This window comes from Mesonia maritima (assembly GCF_042433895.1).
Classification (GTDB): Bacteria; Bacteroidota; Bacteroidia; order Flavobacteriales; family Flavobacteriaceae; genus Mesonia; species Mesonia maritima.
Map to the genome: position 1 here is coordinate 137978 of NZ_JBHLUA010000012.1, position 14988 is coordinate 152965.

Genomic DNA, 14988 nt, shown 5'->3' on the forward strand with positions numbered 1-14988 from the left:
AATCTAACAATTCCTGCGAACTATTCACTAAACATAAGACTTGGCACGAAACTGCTCAATTCATTTTTTACATAGCGATCAATTTCATTTATATTAATATTAAGTAATTGCGCTAAAGTTTGGTAAAGCTCTTCATCATTCCAACCACTATTCAATAATTTGAATAAGCCCTCTTTGCCTTTCTTTTGATAAACCAAATCGCACAGAAACGCTCCAAAACTATACTTAAAAGAAGTCTTTGCGGTGATTACGGTTTGTCTTTTTTCAAATTGCATTAAATAGTCACAAATATCTATATGCTCTTCAGTTATAAATTGTTTAAGATTTGCTAAATGAGCGGGATAAGAAATCCCTTTAGATCCTCCTAAAAAAGTAGCCAGTCCCTCTCCTATTAAATTATGGTACTTCGGAAAATATTCTCCCACATAGAGGTGTACTGTTTCGTGTGGATAGCAGGCTTTATTATTTCCGCTAAAAACAAAATATTTGCTTGGCATTGATAACCCGCCCTTAGTGTCAGACAAAAACATTAATTGATGATAATCATACCCTAAAAAGGTATAGAGTTCAAATGCGCTATTGAATATTACATAATTGTAATATAACTTTCTTACTTCAAGAAAATCCACAAGCTTATTCTCAAACTGTACTTGCTGCTTCGCCTGACCTATTGAGAAATCATCTTCATCATCGAAATAATAGGTTATATTTTCAAACCTTTTAACGTTAAGTTGAGCTAGGTTTTCGGAAAAAAGGCTTTTGAAATAATACTGACCATTTTCGGCTCTTATTACAAGGATATTATAAATTATATCAAGTGATGGGACTTCTTCATAAACAGCCATCATCGCAAACTTTAATAGATATTTATTCGCTTCCTTTTTTTGTATTGTCAATATATTAGGAGTATAGGCAGGATATTCATTTAAGATTCGATACAAAGAAATATAAGGTCTACTAATTTCTTCATCTACCCAAAATTTAGCGTACTCATGGACAGCTGTTTTCTCATACAGCTGTTGGAAGCGTTTTAAAATCGTATCATTTTCCGGTTGACTTCTACCCATCGCCTCTAATGAATAAGAAGTATTAACTTTTCGCGATATTACCTCTTCTGAAATGTTCTCCGGACTATTATGTGGCGACTCACAAGAAATAACCATAATAGAGAGGATTAGAAAAATTAAGGATGTTATTATTTTCATCATCAAGTATAATGCGTTTTTTTTGTAAGTTTATTTTAGCAATAAACCTAGCTCAGAAAAATTTAAAATACGATATTTGAGTCAATCTTCTGTTTATTTTATTTACCATTGACCTCCAAATAGTTGGCAACGAGTACAATTACCTAAAAATTTAACATTGACCACTTGCTGAATAAATTAATAATCGTACATTTGCACCCCTGTTTTCTCGCTTGAGAACAGGAAAGGAATGTTTAATTATTAAAAAAAGTTAGTGTGGACACATTAAGTTACAAAACAGTATCTGCCAACAGTAAGACCGTTAATAAAGAATGGGTTTTGTTGGATGCTGAAGGACAATCGCTTGGCCGTCTTGCTTCTATCGCTGCAAAGTTTATTAGAGGAAAGTACAAGCCAAACTACACCCCACACGTTGATTGCGGTGATAATGTAATTATTATCAATGCTGAAAAAATCAACTTAACAGGAAAAAAATGGGATAACAAAGTATACCTTCGTTACACCAATTACCCTGGGGGACAAAGAAGTTTAACAGCGCAAGAATTATTTGATAAAGACCCAGCGAGGCTTATCGAAAAATCAGTAAAAGGAATGCTTCCTAAAAACAAATTAGGAGCGGCACTTTTCAAAAATGTAAAGGTTTATTCTGGATCGGAACACGATCACGAAGCGCAAAAACCTAAAAGTATTAACCTAAACGAACTTGTGTAAATGGAGACAATTCACAAAATCGGTCGTAGAAAAACTGCAGTTGCGCGTGTTTATCTTTCTGAAGGAAAAGGAAACATTACTGTAAACAAAAAAGACCTAAAAGATTATTTTACCACAGGAACACTTCAATACAAAGTGAACCAAGCTTTAATGCTTACAGGAAATGAAGGAAACTTCGACATTTCTGTAAATGTATTAGGTGGTGGAATTACCGGTCAGGCAGAAGCTGTACGTCTTGCTATCGCTAGAGCAATGTGCGAGTTAGATGAAGAAAACAGAACAACTTTAAAGCCTGAAGGTTTATTAACGAGAGATCCAAGAATGGTTGAACGTAAGAAATTCGGTCAGAAGAAAGCACGTAAGAAATTCCAATTCTCAAAACGTTAATCTGTTTTTTGAAGATTTATTTCTTCAAATTATTAATCAATTTAAAAAAGTATTTGTTGTTATTTCGGCTGCCGCCGGAAGTTAGTTTAGCATCTAAATAAATAAGGCCGTTTTTTACGCCACTTATTTATTGCTATCTCAACAGAACGTAAACTATTACAAAAATGGCAAAAAAAGTAGAAGTAAAAGAATTACTTGATGCAGGTGTACATTTTGGTCACCTCACAAGAAGATGGAATCCAAATATGGCTCCTTATATTTATATGGAGCGTAATGGTATTCACATCATTAACTTATATAAGAGTGCTGCTAAAATGCAAGAAGCTGGTGAAGCGCTTAGCAAAATTGCAGCCAGTGGTAGAAAAATCTTATTTGTAGCTACCAAAAAACAAGCAAAAGAAATTGTTGCTGAAGAAGCAGCTAAAGCAAACATGCCTTACATTACTGAGCGTTGGCCAGGAGGTATGTTAACTAACTTTGTGACTATTCGTAAAGCTGTTAAGAAAATGGCATCGGTAGATCGCATGAAAAAAGACGGTACCTTTAACTCTTTATCTAAAAAAGAGCGTTTACAAGTAGACCGTATGCGTGCGAAGTTAGAAAAGCAATTAGGTTCTATTACAGATATGACGCGTCTTCCGGGAGCATTATTTATAGTTGATATTACACGTGAACACATTGCGGTAAAAGAAGCACAAAAATTAAACATTCCTATTTTTGCTATGGTCGATACCAATTCTGACCCACGTGAAGTAGACTATGTAATTCCGGCGAATGATGATGCTTCAAAATCTGTTAAGAAAGTAATTTCTTACGTTTCTGATTCTATTGTAGAAGGATTAACAGAGAGAAAAGCAGATAAAGAAGCGAAAAAAGAGAAGAAAGAAGCGGCTAAAAAAGACGATTCATCGACAGAAAAAGAAGCTAAAAAAGCTCCTAAAGCAAAAAAAGAAGACGTAGAAGTACCTTCTAAAGATGCTGAAGATCAAAAAGCGATGAAAGAAGCTAAAAAAGATGTAAAGTTAGAGTCTAAACAAGAAACCTTAGATAAGGCAACATCTCCTGAAAGCGACAACAAATAAATAACAATTTTATAAAATTGATTATAAGTCGTTTAGTTCTTTTTATTTATAAAATAGCCAACTAAACGACTTATTTTTTTAACTATAAAACAAAATCAAGATGGCAAAAATAACTGCTGCTGAAGTAAATAAATTAAGAAAGTCTACCGGTGCCGGTATGATGGATTGTAAAAAAGCATTAGTAGAAGCTGATGGTGATTACGATAAAGCAATTGAAGTTCTTCGTAAAAAAGGACAAAAAATTGCCGCTAAACGTGCAGACAGAGAATCTTCTGAAGGTGCTGCAATTGCAAAAGTAAACGATGACGCTACAAAAGGAGCGATCATTTCTTTAAACTGTGAAACTGATTTCGTTGCTAAAAATGAAGACTTCATTAAATTGGCAAACGATTTCGCTGAATTAGCCTTAAACTTCTCTTCTAAAGATGAGTTTTTAGCAGCTGATTTTAAAGGAATCACCGTACAAGAAAAATTAACGGAACAAACCGGAGTAATCGGTGAGAAAATTGAAATTGGTGCGTTTAAAAAATTAGAAGCTCCATTTGTAGGTTCTTATATTCACGCCGGTAACAAAATTGCTGTTCTTACAGGTTTATCGAAGAATGCAGACGGTGCAGAAGAAGTTGCTAAAGATGTTTCTATGCAAGCTGCAGCAATGAGTCCTGTTGCTTTAAACGAAGATGGTGTAGATCAAGAAACTATTGATAAAGAAATTGAAATCGCTAAAGATCAATTACGTCAAGAAGGAAAACCGGAAGATATGTTAGACAACATTGCTAAAGGTAAAATTAAACGTTTCTTTAAAGACAATACCTTAGTGAATCAATTATTCATTAAAGACAACAAGAAAACTGTTGCACAACATGTGAAAGATTCCTTAGGAAAAGATGTTGAAGTAACCGCTTTTGAACGTGTTGCTTTAGGATAATAGAACTAATTTATTCCTATTAAATTTTTTAAAAGTCCAACGCTAACTTAATTTAGCGTTGGACTTTTTTTATAAGTATTAGTATTCTACTCATTATACTATTCTAAAAAATATAAACCAGATGAAATATATTCTACTAAATCTGATTTTGATTTTTTGTTTTAGCTGTAAATCTTCTAAAACTAATAACTCTACTACTTCAAAAGATTCCGATTTAAAAAAATATGAAATTGCAATCGATTCAGTTTCAAAAACCGAAAAAAAAAGTGCTTATGAATTTGCATACCAGACTTTCACGAATTGCGATACCTTTAATTTCCCAGAACTCACGGATAAAAACGCAACAGAGAGATTAGTCTATCTATGGACTCATAAAAGAAATAAAGTTATTGAGACTTGCGAAAAATATAACGCAGTATATGGAAAAATGAACACCTTAAAATTAGCAGAAATTTTGGGTGATAATACCAATACGAAATACTTTAGATATAAAGCAAAATTTTCAAAAACAGATAATACAGCTGAAATAAGAGTTTTCACCAACTCAAATAAAAAATTTAGCGGTATTATAATCATCTCAGAATGGAATGATGTTTATTCTGAAGCACCTATGAAAAACTAAAATTTAAAAACTACGTTCTCAAGCCATGTTTCGCTTTTATCGCGACTTTTATCCTGCGTATACAAATCTCATTTTTATTTTAACTTTCATTATATAAAATGATCTCAAATTTCTATGACGATTTTTAGTCTTAGTTAAAATTATTTTATACACAAAAAGTTTATTTGTGTAATCATTTTCATTAATTTTAGGTTAATTGATATTTTTTGCCGTAGCAAAAACTTCTCTACTAGTTTTTTAATTATTACAAAGTCAGTTAACGCTAATAAGTTGGAAAAATTAACTAAGAATAAATGAAAAATATAATCCTTTATAGTTTACTGCTTTTATCTTTCAATATTTTTAGTCAGAAATTTGTAGTAGTCGATAAGGACACGTACGATTTCATAGAATCTGTGCCTTTTACAATTTACAAAGACAACAAGGTGGTTTACGAGGATGTTACCAAAAACAATAAAGCCACGCGTATTCCCGAAGACCTTGAGTATGATAAAATAGAGTTTAGCAAAACAGACTATAAAACACATACTATTGAAACAGAAAATTTGAATGGAGGTGTTTATTTAACCAAAGAGCACATACAATTAGATGAGGTGGTAATCTCCTCAAAAAAAAGTGATCATATTGTCTTGGGAGAATCCAATAGGATTAGAAATGCAAGAAGTGTCCCTTTTATATCAAAACTAAATTTTGGAATTGTTTTCCATAACTACCAAAATAATGACTTAACAATTAACCAAACTATTTTTTATGTAGATAAAGTAAAATATAAAACAGCCTATAAAATTAACTTTTTTGACGTGGAAGAAAGTTTGCCGGTAGATAATTTACAGACGCTTCAATTTAATAAAAAGATTTATTCAACAGATACTCTTTATCTACAACCAAAACAGAAAAATAGGATTGAGATTAAACACAAAGACCCTATCGTATTTGAAGAATACACCACCCTATTTGTGTCACTAGAACTCTTATACTATTTAAATGAAGATGATCAAAAATTTACACCGAAGAATAAAAACAAAACAAAGTTGAAATTTCAATTGTCCAATGAAAACAACTTTTATACTAGGACTGTAGATGCAAATTCAGGTAAATATTCTGATTATTTACTTAACTCAAATCTTATGGTTAAATATGATTTTGCGAATTACCTGTTTAAAACTCCGCATAAAAGTATTCTTATAACGCCGGCAATTAATCTCTATGCAACGGAAGTAAAATTATAAAACATTTCACAACCTATTTAAATACCTAAACCGTTCTTGCTATAAGAACGGTTTTTTTACTTTAGTAAATTCAACTTTCTTCTAATTAAGAATAAAATAAAATTTATTACAGTAAACTGTAACAAAAAGTCAGAAAGTAGACTTTTAAATAGCGAAGGTAGTTTTATTACCTTTCCACTATAACCGGTTAAATAAAATATTATGATAGAACTCAAATTAAATCATGTCTCCAAAACCTATTCCAACGGTGTAAAAGCCTTAGATGATGTTAGTATCGAAATAAAATCAGGAATGTTTGGTTTATTAGGCCCTAACGGTGCCGGTAAATCTACCTTAATGCGAACAATTGCGACACTTCAAGAGCCGGATTCTGGAGAACTATTTTTGAGTGATATCAATATTAGAAAAGAAAAAATGGCATTACGCCGCGTACTTGGCTATTTGCCGCAACAATTTGGCGTCTATTCTAAAATGTCTGCCGAAAAATTACTCAACTATTTTGCAGATCTAAAAGGCTTATCCAATTCAGCCGAAAAAAAGAAAATGGTAGAATACGCCTTAGAAGTTACCAACCTTACCGATGTAAAGCACAAACACGTGGCAGGATATTCCGGTGGAATGAAACAACGTTTCGGTATCGCGCAATTACTGCTCAACAACCCGAAATTAATTATTGTAGATGAACCTACCGCTGGTCTCGATCCGGCAGAGCGTCATCGATTCTTAAATGTTTTACGAGAAATCGGAACAAACAACATTGTTATTCTATCCACACATATTGTAGATGATGTAAAAGAATTATGCACCGATATGGCGATTTTAAACGGCGGAAAGATTTTAAGTAAAATGGCTCCTAAAGAAGCGGTTCAGCAATTAGAAGGAAAAATTTGGACTACCATTACCGATCGCGACGGCGAAGAAATTTTAGCTGAAAATTTCCAAGTAATTTCTTCCAGTTTCAATCATGATAATAGTTTAAACGTACGTGTATATTCAGAAACAAAACCTACAGAAAATTTTATGGCGGCAACACCCGATCTTAATGATGTCTATTTTGTGCATTTAAAACAAGACGAACCTACTACTGTAAACGCGTAAAATTATGTTTGGTAAAATATTTAAGTTCGAAATTTCGTATTGGTTTAAAAGTCCGTTGTGGTATATTTATATGGCAGCTATGCTTGTTATTTCTATCTTGCTTACCGCTACGGCTGTAGGTGTTTTCGATAGTACAACGGTGACGGTTACCGGAATTAAAAAAATTAATTCACCTATCTCTATTACCGGTTTATTAGGGGTTTTTACTTATTTGGTTTATTTCTTGCTTCCTTCAATTACGGGGAATTCCATTTATAAAGACTACAAGTCTGAAATGTACCAAGTGCTATTCTCCTACCCTTTTACGAAAGCAGAATATTTACTGGCAAAATTCTTAAGCAGTTTTGTCATGACATTAGGAGTCGTTTTATTTGCATTGCTCGGTTTAATTATTGGCTGTTACCTACCGGGAGCCAATGAAGATCTATTACTGAAGTTTAATATTTTAAATTATTTACAGCCGTTCGCATTAATTGTGATTCCCAATTTATTATTTTTTGGAACGGTTGTGTTTGGCGTGGTAACTTTTTCCAGAAATATTTTTATCGGTTTCATTACGGTGCTTATACTCATTGTTTTGCAAAGTTTGGCAGGCAATTATTTAAGCGATTTAGACACGAAAACACTCGCTGCGTTATTAGACCCGTTAGGAAATTCTGCTATTAGTTATGAAACTGAATATTGGACGGTTGAAGAGCAGAACAACAATTTTATTCCGTTTAGCGGTTATATTTTATACAACCGAATTTTATGGTCGGTGATTAGTTTACTTGTTTTCTTCGGAATATTTAGCGCGTTTAAATTCAGCCACAATCCGATTAGTTTCAATTTATTTAAAAAGAAAAGTAAACGGTCGACAAAACGAAATTTCGGCGGATATAAAATTCATCGTACACCAGCCGTAAATTTGACTTTTTCATTTTCACGTCAGCTTAAAAATGTATGGAAATTTGCTTCATTTGAGTTAAAGTATATTCTCAAAAATTGGGCATTTATTTCCATTTTCGCTGTGGGAATTTTAATGGTTGTCTTGGTTTTAAATATGGGATATCAAATTCAAGGTACCGATACGTTACCTGTTACCCGAATTATGATTAACCTAAGTCAAGGCGGGATTGGCTTGTTTATGATGATTTTAATTTTCCTATTTTCAGGAATGCTTATTCATCGTGGAAATATTTCACATATGGATCAGTTAATAGACACGACCGCACAACCATCTTGGGTTTTTATGATGTCAAAATTTCTAGCGATTTTACAAATGATCGGGGTAATTTATTTTGCAGTCATCGGGGTTTGTCTTTCTTTTCAAATGATAAATAGTTTTTATGATTTTGAAATCGGGCTCTATCTATTCGATTATTTTTTAGTCGATTTTCCCAATTGGATTATTTATACCTTCTTGGCGTTTTTTATGCATAGCCTCATCAAAAACTATATCGTTGGGTTTGTAACCTTGCTTGCTATAAGTATTCTTTTTGGTTTTTTCCCCAGTTTCGGGATCGAGCAATCCATTTTTAATTTCAATGAAATTAGCGGGACTTCGTATTCTGATATGAATGGTTATGGCCACGGATTAACTTTATTTTACATCTATAAAATCTATTGGGGTTTATTTGGAATCGCGCTTCTTATTATCGCTTCGCTTTTTTACCAACGAGGCTTAACAACCGGAATAAAAGACCGATTTAGATTAGCTCGTAAACGGTTTTCAGACAAAAGAAAACTTATATTATTTAGCAGTTTAGCCCTATTTTTTAGCCTGGGCGGTTATATTTATTATGTAAATAATATTGAAAATGAACGCTATTCAGGAAAAGAAATTGAAAAAGGCCGCGTAAAATATGAAAAAGAATTCGGGCATTACGCGAAAATGAATAAACCGAGAATTACAGCCTCTAAAATTGATTTGGCAATTTACCCAGAAATGCGAGATTATAAAGTTGAAGGAGTCTTTACGTTAAAAAATAAAACCCAAACTCCCATCGATTCTATTTTTCTGCAAACCAATGATGATTTAATTGAGTATAACTTCAGTATTCCAACCGAGGTGAGTTTAAAAAATGAGCGCTTTAAATTTGAAGTGCTTCAGTTTAAAAAACCGCTGCAACCGGGCGAGGAAATGAGTTTTAGTTTTACCATGAAAAATAAATCGAATTCATGGTTTAGAGATAACTCTCCCATTCAATACAATGGTACTTTTTTGAATAATTCTATGTTTCCAAGTTTCGGCTATAATGAGAATTACGAGATCAGTTCAGAAAAGATTCGCGAGAAATATGATTTACCCTATAAAGAGCGCATGAGTTCTCCGCACGATTCTAGCGCGCTAGGAAATACCTATATTTCTTCAGAAGCAGATTGGATAGATTTTGAAGCTACCATTAGTACAAATCCTGAGCAAATTGCTATTGCGCCGGGTTATTTACAAAAAGAATGGACCGAAAACGGACGTCGTTACTTTCATTATAAAATGGAAGATAAAATGCTGAATTTCTACAATATTATGTCTGCCGATTATGAAGTAGTTTCAGAAAAGCACGAAGGCATTACTATTCAAATTTTCTATCACCGTTCCCACGATTATAATTTAGAACGAATGATGGACGGCGCTAAAAAAGCACTTTCATATTATCAAGAAAATTTTAGTCCGTATCAATTTAGGCAATTACGAATTCTTGAATTTCCATCAACGTATGGTTCTTTTGCGCAATCGTTTGCCAACACGGTTCCCTTTTCAGAAGGAATTGGTTTTATCGCGAATGTTGAAGAAGAAAACGATGGCGTAGATTACCCATTTACGGTAACCGCTCACGAAGTTGCACACCAATGGTGGGCGCATCAAGTTATTGGCGCTAACGTTCAAGGCTCTACCTTAATGTCAGAAAGTTTATCAGAATATTCTGCTTTAAAAGTGTTAGAAGAACGTTACGGAGAGAAAAAAATGCGTCGCTTTTTAAAAGACGCCTTAGATAAATACTTAAGTGGGCGTCGTTTTGAAAGTCAAAAAGAACAACCCTTACTTTACAATGAAAACAAGCCTTACATTCATTACAATAAAGGTTCGCTGGTTTTATATGCGTTAAGCGATTATATTGGTACAAAAAAATTCAATAAGATGCTTTCAAATTATATTGATGAAGTCGGCTTTCAAGAAGCACCTTACACTACTTCTTTAGAATTTACCGAACACATTAAAAAAGCAACACCAGATTCACTTCAATATTTAGTCTACGATATGATTCAAACCATAACACTTTACAACAATAAAGTTTTAGCTTATGAAGTGACTGAATTGGAAAACGGAAATTACCAAGTAAAAATAAACGCGCAAGTTTCTAAATACCGAACTACCGATTACGGAAATAAAACGTACGAAAATTATGAATCGTGCAGCATTTCTTATACGCCGGAAAGTGATGATAAAGAAACAGCCGAAGTAAAATCACTACCGTTAAAAGATTATATTGAAGTCGGTATTTTCGGAGAAGATGAAGACGGAAATGAAGAAGTACTCTATCTTGAAAAACGTAAAATAACAGAGATTTATAATGAATTTACGATTGAAGTAGAACAAAAGCCAACTTCAGTAGGAATAGACCCTTATAATAAATTAATCGACAGAAATTCTGAAGATAACCGAATGGATGTAGCCTTGTAGTTTAAATGCAATATATAGCGATAGAAGAGCAAGATGAGCGATTTTCAAATCAAAACTTTCTCAAATTCAGAATATCGCTATATTTGCACAACTTATACGAGCACAAATTATGCAATACAAAAGAATTCTTTTAAAATTATCTGGAGAAGCATTAATGGGAAATCGCCAATATGGTATCGATCCCGAGCGACTGGCAGATTATGCAAAAGAAATAAAATCGGTTATCGATAAAGGAATTGAAGTTGCCATCGTCATTGGCGGCGGAAATATTTTTAGAGGTGTTGCCGGCGCCAGTAAAGGAATGGATCGCGTACAAGGCGACCATATGGGAATGTTAGCCACCGTAATTAACGGACTGGCTTTACAAAGTGCTTGTGAAGACCAAGAAATTGAAACCCGTTTGCAATCTGCCGTAAAAATAAATGAAGTAGCCGAGCCGTTTATAAGAAGAAAAGCGCTGCGCCACCTGGAAAAAGGACGTGTAGTTATTTTTGGTGGCGGAACAGGAAATCCTTATTTTACCACAGATTCTGCAGCGGTTTTACGCGCCATAGAGATTGAAGCCGATGTAATTTTAAAAGGAACACGTGTAGATGGAATTTACAATGCCGATCCCGAAAAAGACAGAGCAGCTACAAAATTCGATTTTATAAGTTTCGACGATGTTTTACGAAAAGGCTTAAAAGTGATGGACACGACAGCCTTTACGCTAAGTCAAGAAAACGAACTTCCTATTATCGTGTTTGATATGAATAAACCAGGAAATTTATTAAAAGTAGTTTCCGGTGAAAAAATTGGAACAAAAGTAAATTTATAAATCCTTATTTTAAGAGTAGATTAAAATAAAAGACTATGAACGAAGAACTTAATTTTATCATAGAAAGTGCAGATGAATCGATGCAAAAAGCGATCATTCACTTAGAAAAAGAATTGATGAAAATTCGTGCCGGAAAAGCAAACCCAAATATGGTAAGCAGCGTAATGGTAGAATATTACGGTTCTAAAACTCCACTAAATCAAGTAGGAAACGTAAACACGCCCGATGCACGAACTATTTCTATTCAACCTTTCGAAAAATCATTAATTCCTGAGATTGAAAAGGGAATTCAGCAAGCAAATTTAGGCTTTAATCCAATGAACAATGGGGAAAGTGTAATTATTAGCGTTCCGCCATTAACCGAAGAGCGTCGTAAAGAATTAGCAAAGCAAGCAAAAGCTGAAGCTGAAGATGCAAAAGTAGGTGTTAGAAACGATCGAAAAAGTGCCAATAACGAGATTAAGAAAAATGAAGATGCTTCTGAAGACGAAAAGAAAAACGCAGAAGTAGACATTCAAAAACTAACCGATAAATACATCGATCGTATCGAAAGTATCTTAGCGCATAAGGAAAAAGAAATCATGACCGTTTAAGGTTTTTTATTCAATAAGAAAGATTAAACACTTCAAGGCTTTTGAAATTGCAACTTATTTTTCTTAAGGCTTCACAGCTTGTGTTGAAGTATTTTTTACTTAAAATTTATTTAAAGCGACGTTAAGGTCGCTTTTTTTTGGCTTTCTTGCACAATAATTCATAACTAACCAATCATGGCTAAAAGTTTAGTAATCTTTTTTTGCTTTTGCTTTCTTGCCGGCAATTTATTCGCTCAAGAAATAATTACCGGAACCGTGATTGATCAAGAATCGGGCGAGCCGCTTCCCTATGCAAATGTGTATACCAAAGGGGCGAATAACCCGACCTTAACCAACATCGACGGAACATTTCAACTTCAAATTCAACCTGAAATTACTGAAATAATTATTTCTTATGTAGGTTTTCAGAAAAAAGTAGTTTCCATTCAAAATAGAAGCGACATTTTAGTAAAACTTCAACGCATTAGAGAAGATTTAGATCGCGTTCTCGTGACTTCAACTGAAAAAATTGCTACTCGAATTATAAATAAAGCTTTAGCGAATAAGCCACAAAACGATCCGAATTTAAAATTCAATTCTTATCAATATCAAACTTATAGCAAGTTAATTATCGATGATGAAGAACGTAACTTCAATGTAAATGTAGATTCTACAAACGCTGAAGTTAAAACGATTTTAAAACGTGGCAGAAGCTACCTTTCTGAACAAGTAAGCGATTATAAATACACAACAAAAGAAGGCTTAAAAGAAACTATTGAAGCCACAAGAACTGCAGGTTTTAAAAATCCAGTGTACGAACTTTTATCTACAAAAGTACAATCCAGCTCATGGTATGATGAAAAATATACCGTCTTCGGAAGCGATTATGCAAGTCCGCTAGCCGATCATCCGTTTAGAAATTACACCTACCAAGTTTTAGATACCACTTCTACTTCACGACCGGCTTTTGTAATTTATTTTGAACCAAAACGACGCAAATCGGTAGCAGGCTTAGAAGGCGTTTTATACATCGATACTTTAAACTACGGAATTCAAAAAGCAGTCGGTCAATTAAAAGGAGAAGTTGATGTAAAAGCGACACAAGAATTCACCTATTATCCTGAAGAAAATATTTGGTTTCCCAAAGAACAATCAATCACCTTAAAACCGGGAACAGGCGGAGAAAAAGTTTCCATTTTCGGGGGAAGTATCTCCTTGGGAAGTTTACCTGAAAAACAAAAAAATTACGCCAACCGAAATGAACTTTACCTCAATTCTGTAAGTATTTATAAGGATATTCAGTTTAATGAAAAAGTCAAAATTCCCGATACCAGAAGTGCGGTAACCTTAGTCCCGGAAGCTACAAAACGCACTGAAAACTATTGGGAAGAAAAAAGAGCTCTTCCTTTTACAGAGCGAGATCGCGCTACGTTTAAACGCGTTGATAGTATTATAAAAGCTGAAAATATTGCTCGAAGAATTGAGGTGATTCAAAATTTTAATATCGGTTATTATCCTATCAGTTTTATCGACATTGATTTGCGAACACTCGTAAAATATAACGATTACGAAGGCTTGCGATTAGGGATGGGCGGAATTACCAACGAAAAATTATCAGAACGTTTTCGACTAGAAGGCTATGGAGTGTATGGATTTAAAGATGAAAAAGTAAAATATAGTTTTGGCGGTGGTTTATTATTAAACAAATCGACCAACACTTGGCTAAATGTAAATTACACCGATGATATTAATGAAGTTGGAAGTTTCTTTTATTTAACCGATCGCAGAATTTACTCGCTTTTTGAACCGCGTTTAGTGAATATTAATTTTTATTATAAATTCCAGACTTTACGTACAAGTTTACAGCATCGTTTCGCTCCAAATTTATTAAGTGAATTTCAGCTGGCAAAAAGTGATATTTCACAAACCAAAGATTATGCTTTCAGAAATAACAATATTCTTTACAGCGATTATTCCTTAACAGAAGCTACCGCTTCTTTTCGCTGGAGCCCATTTAGCACTTATCTGGAATCACCAGATAAAAATATTGAATTGGATGTAGGTTATCCAAAATTTTCTTTTCAAGCCACACAAGCATTCGATAATTTTTTAGGAGGTGATTTTGAATATACCAAACTGGGCTTAAAAATGAATTATACCATTAACCGGATTAACCAGACCAAAACCGAATTTTTACTGGAAGGAGATTACGCGTTTGGTGATATTCCGCTAACGCATTCGTTTCACGCTTACCCAAACAATCCTAATAAAGAAAACCTTATGCAACGTTTTTCTGTCGCCGGAAGACGAACTTTTGAGACCATGTATTTTAGTGAATTTTTTAGCGATCGTTTAGCAACGCTTCAAATAAAACATCACTTTCGTCCTTGGGATTGGGGAAAATTCAGCAATCCGGAACTGGTATTAATTACGCGACACGCTATTGGAAATTTTTCAGATCAACAAAAACATTACGGATTAACCTTTAACACCTTAGACCAAGGTTATTCAGAATCTGGTCTCGAGATCAATAAAATTCTTTTCGGTTTTGGCTTGAGTTTTGCTTACCGATACGGCGCTTATCACTTACCGGAAATTGAAGATAATATGTCTTTAAAGTTTACATTTTATTTCAAGCTTTAGTAGTTTTTCAATAGGTTATTGCATAGCATTTTA

At 33.7% G+C, this 14988-nt stretch carries 12 protein-coding genes; 11 read left to right on the forward strand and 1 reads right to left on the reverse strand.

The features are described 5' to 3' along the window. Positions 1-20 precede the first annotated feature (20 nt). Positions 21-1208: a hypothetical protein gene (locus ACFFGL_RS07375; RefSeq protein ID WP_309727031.1), complete on the reverse strand. Its 1188-nt coding sequence runs from the start codon at positions 1206-1208 to the stop codon at positions 21-23. A 252-nt stretch (positions 1209-1460) separates the two neighbouring features. On the opposite strand from ACFFGL_RS07375, the gene rplM reads away from it, so the two are divergent. From rplM to ACFFGL_RS07430, 11 genes are all read left to right on the forward strand, one after another. Continuing rightward, positions 1461-1916: a 50S ribosomal protein L13 gene (gene rplM, locus ACFFGL_RS07380; RefSeq protein WP_309727030.1), complete on the forward strand. Its 456-nt coding sequence runs from the start codon at positions 1461-1463 to the stop codon at positions 1914-1916. Continuing rightward, positions 1917-2303 carry a 30S ribosomal protein S9 gene (gene rpsI, locus ACFFGL_RS07385; protein ID WP_309727029.1) on the forward strand — a complete coding sequence of 129 codons (387 nt, stop codon included), beginning with the start codon at positions 1917-1919 and terminating at the stop codon, positions 2301-2303. Positions 2304-2467: 164 nt separating this feature from the next. Beyond that, positions 2468-3385 carry a 30S ribosomal protein S2 gene (gene rpsB / locus ACFFGL_RS07390; RefSeq protein ID WP_309727028.1) on the forward strand — a complete coding sequence of 306 codons (918 nt, stop codon included), beginning with the start codon at positions 2468-2470 and terminating at the stop codon, positions 3383-3385. A 100-nt stretch (positions 3386-3485) separates the two neighbouring features. After that, the gene (gene tsf, locus ACFFGL_RS07395) at positions 3486-4313 is read left to right on the forward strand and encodes a translation elongation factor Ts (RefSeq protein WP_309727027.1); all 828 of its coding nucleotides are present in this window, start codon (positions 3486-3488) and stop codon (positions 4311-4313) included. A gap of 121 nt (positions 4314-4434) precedes the next feature. Continuing rightward, positions 4435-4935 carry a hypothetical protein gene (locus ACFFGL_RS07400; protein ID WP_309727026.1) on the forward strand — a complete coding sequence of 167 codons (501 nt, stop codon included), beginning with the start codon at positions 4435-4437 and terminating at the stop codon, positions 4933-4935. A gap of 293 nt (positions 4936-5228) precedes the next feature. Beyond that, the gene (locus ACFFGL_RS07405; RefSeq protein ID WP_309727025.1) at positions 5229-6164 is read left to right on the forward strand and encodes a hypothetical protein; all 936 of its coding nucleotides are present in this window, start codon (positions 5229-5231) and stop codon (positions 6162-6164) included. Between the two features lie 204 nt (positions 6165-6368). Further along, the gene (locus ACFFGL_RS07410; protein WP_309727158.1) at positions 6369-7262 is read left to right on the forward strand and encodes an ABC transporter ATP-binding protein; all 894 of its coding nucleotides are present in this window, start codon (positions 6369-6371) and stop codon (positions 7260-7262) included. 4 nt (positions 7263-7266) lie between these two features. Then, complete coding sequence (locus ACFFGL_RS07415) at positions 7267-10923, forward strand: ABC transporter permease/M1 family aminopeptidase (RefSeq protein ID WP_309727024.1); 3657 nt, start codon at positions 7267-7269, stop codon at positions 10921-10923. A 109-nt stretch (positions 10924-11032) separates the two neighbouring features. Beyond that, a complete protein-coding gene (gene pyrH, locus ACFFGL_RS07420; RefSeq protein WP_309727023.1) occupies positions 11033-11740 on the forward strand; it encodes a UMP kinase in 708 nt (235 codons plus the stop codon). Between the two features lie 35 nt (positions 11741-11775). Next, complete coding sequence (gene frr, locus ACFFGL_RS07425; RefSeq protein ID WP_309727022.1) at positions 11776-12333, forward strand: ribosome recycling factor; 558 nt, start codon at positions 11776-11778, stop codon at positions 12331-12333. A 174-nt stretch (positions 12334-12507) separates the two neighbouring features. Continuing rightward, positions 12508-14955 carry a DUF5686 and carboxypeptidase-like regulatory domain-containing protein gene (locus tag ACFFGL_RS07430; protein ID WP_309727021.1) on the forward strand — a complete coding sequence of 816 codons (2448 nt, stop codon included), beginning with the start codon at positions 12508-12510 and terminating at the stop codon, positions 14953-14955. The last annotated feature ends 33 nt before the right edge of the window (positions 14956-14988 follow it).

Excerpts from the sequence above, each read along its gene's own strand:
- tsf (WP_309727027.1), top strand. The coding sequence starts at position 3,486 with ATGGCAAAAATAACTGCTGCTGAAGTAAATAAATTAAGAAAGTCTACC.
- rpsI (WP_309727029.1), top strand. The coding sequence starts at position 1,917 with ATGGAGACAATTCACAAAATCGGTCGTAGAAAAACTGCAGTTGCGCGT.
- pyrH (WP_309727023.1), top strand. The coding sequence starts at position 11,033 with ATGCAATACAAAAGAATTCTTTTAAAATTATCTGGAGAAGCATTAATG.
- ACFFGL_RS07415 (WP_309727024.1), top strand. The coding sequence starts at position 7,267 with ATGTTTGGTAAAATATTTAAGTTCGAAATTTCGTATTGGTTTAAAAGT.
- ACFFGL_RS07375 (WP_309727031.1), bottom strand. The coding sequence starts at position 1,208 with ATGATGAAAATAATAACATCCTTAATTTTTCTAATCCTCTCTATTATG.
- ACFFGL_RS07400 (WP_309727026.1), top strand. The coding sequence starts at position 4,435 with ATGAAATATATTCTACTAAATCTGATTTTGATTTTTTGTTTTAGCTGT.
- ACFFGL_RS07405 (WP_309727025.1), top strand. The coding sequence starts at position 5,229 with ATGAAAAATATAATCCTTTATAGTTTACTGCTTTTATCTTTCAATATT.
- frr (WP_309727022.1), top strand. The coding sequence starts at position 11,776 with ATGAACGAAGAACTTAATTTTATCATAGAAAGTGCAGATGAATCGATG.
- ACFFGL_RS07430 (WP_309727021.1), top strand. The coding sequence starts at position 12,508 with ATGGCTAAAAGTTTAGTAATCTTTTTTTGCTTTTGCTTTCTTGCCGGC.
- rpsB (WP_309727028.1), top strand. The coding sequence starts at position 2,468 with ATGGCAAAAAAAGTAGAAGTAAAAGAATTACTTGATGCAGGTGTACAT.